Genomic DNA, 1,847 nt, shown 5'->3' with positions numbered 1-1,847 from the left:
TATGCCCGGCTGCTCGCGCCCGACGGCTCGCTCGCGCTGCCCCTGGCCCGCGGCTGGCGCGCCACCGCCGCCGCCCGCAACGCCAGCGGCGAGCGCCACCTGCGCCTCGCTACCGGCGACGCCTTGCGCTTCCCGGGCCGCGCCAAGCTGCGCTGGAACCTGGGCGGCGGCGAACTTATCGAGCGCCACTCCTTCCTCGGCGCCGGACTGGCCGGCGCCGTCGCCGTCGGCCAGGGCCACCGCACCCGCTACCTGCATCTGGGCGCCGCCCTGGATACGGACGGCCCGCTGGGCCTGGACCTCTACTGGAGCCGCGGCCGCACCCGCGTCGCCACCGCCGCGCAAAGCCTCATCCGCGGCGTGGACGCCCTGGACAGCGAGGCCTGGGCGGCGACGGCCCGGCTGGACCTGGCCGGCCGCGTCGCCACCGCCGCGCAAAGCCTCCTCCGCGGCGTGGACGCCTTGGACAGCGAGGCCTGGGCGGCGACGGCGCGGCTGGATCTGGCCGGCGGTTGGCGCCTGGGCGCCGGCGTCGCGCGCCCCCTGCGCGTGGTCTCGGGCGCCGCCTCGCTGTCGGTGCCGGTGGCGCGCGCCCCCGACGGCGGCGTAACCAGGCGCGCGGCGCGCGTGTCCCTCGCCCCCGTGACGCCGGAGACCGACTACGGCCTGTACCTCGCGCGCGGCGGCAAACATTTCCATCTGCTGGGCTACGCGGAAATGCGCGACAACTACCTCAACCGCCGCGGGCGCGCGGTCTTCGGCGGCGGCCTCGAGCTGCGCTGGGAGTGGTAGGCCGGGCGCGCGGGCGGCGCAGGCGCCCCCGTCGCCGCCTCGCTTCTGATACCATGAAGCGATGATCGCCGCCGCGGCCTCTACTCTCGCGGAGACTCCCGCCTCCCCCGCTCCGCAAGGGCAAGCCGTGTTTGCCCGGGGACTGAGCAAGCGCTACGGCGACCTCCTCGCGGTGGATTCTCTGGACCTGGATATCGCCGAGGGCGAGTTCTTCGGACTGTTGGGGCCGAATGGTTCCGGCAAAACGACCACCATCCACATGCTGAGCACCTTGGCGCGTCCCAGCGCCGGCGAGGCCTGGGTGGCCGGCGGCAACGTGCGCGGCGACGCGGTGCGGATCCGAGCGCAAATCGGCCTGGTATTCCAGGAGTCCGCCCTGGACCGCCACCTCAGTTGCTGGGAGAACCTCATGTTCGCGGGCGCCCTGCACGGATTGCCGCCGGCCCTGGCCGCCCGGCGCGCGGAAGAATTGCTGCGGCTGTTCGAGCTCTACGAGCGGCGCGACACCATGGTCGGGACGCTGTCGGGGGGCATGCGCCGCGCCCTGGATATCGCCCGCGGCGTGTTGCACCAGCCGCGGGTGCTGTTTCTGGACGAACCCACGATCGGCCTGGACATCATCAACCGGCGCTCCATCTGGCGCTTCCTGGCGCGCCTGCGGCGGCGCCAGGGGACGACCGTGCTGCTGACCACGCACTACCTGGAAGAAGCCAGGGACTGCGATCAGGTGGCCTTCCTGCGCAAAGGGCGGCTCATGGACCGCGGCCGCCCTGCCGAGCTGACCGCGGCATTGGGGGCGCATATCCTGGAGCTCGAGCCCGAGGGGGCGGAAGCGGAAGTCCTGGCCCTGCTGGAAGGCAGCTTCACGCCCCCGGCGCGCGACGGCGAACACCTGCTGTTTCGAATCCCGGCCGGCTTCGGCGGGCTCGCCGAACTGCAGAAACGCTTGCAAGGGCGGGTCGCCTCCCTGCAACTGCGCCGCCCGGACCTGAACGACGTGTATATCTGGAAGAACCAGAAACCGGCGCCCGGGGAAACGCTCGAAGAAGCGCCCG

Annotated in this window: 2 protein-coding genes; both read left to right on the top strand. The window is 72.9% G+C overall.

The genetic code is table 11. The annotated features are described in order from the left end of the window. The coding region (locus OXU43_06895; protein MDD9824880.1) for a hypothetical protein at positions 1–792 on the top strand (792 nt) is incomplete at its 5' end. Between the two features lie 61 nt (positions 793–853). Then, on the top strand, positions 854–1,847 hold a 994-nt coding region (locus tag OXU43_06890; GenBank protein ID MDD9824879.1), incomplete at its 3' end, for an ATP-binding cassette domain-containing protein.

It is taken from the genome of Gammaproteobacteria bacterium, assembly GCA_028817255.1.
Lineage (GTDB): Bacteria > Pseudomonadota > Gammaproteobacteria > Porifericomitales > Porifericomitaceae > Porifericomes > Porifericomes azotivorans.
The sequence above is the reverse complement of the archived record's forward strand: the minus strand, read 5'-3'. Positions and strand labels throughout refer to the sequence as shown.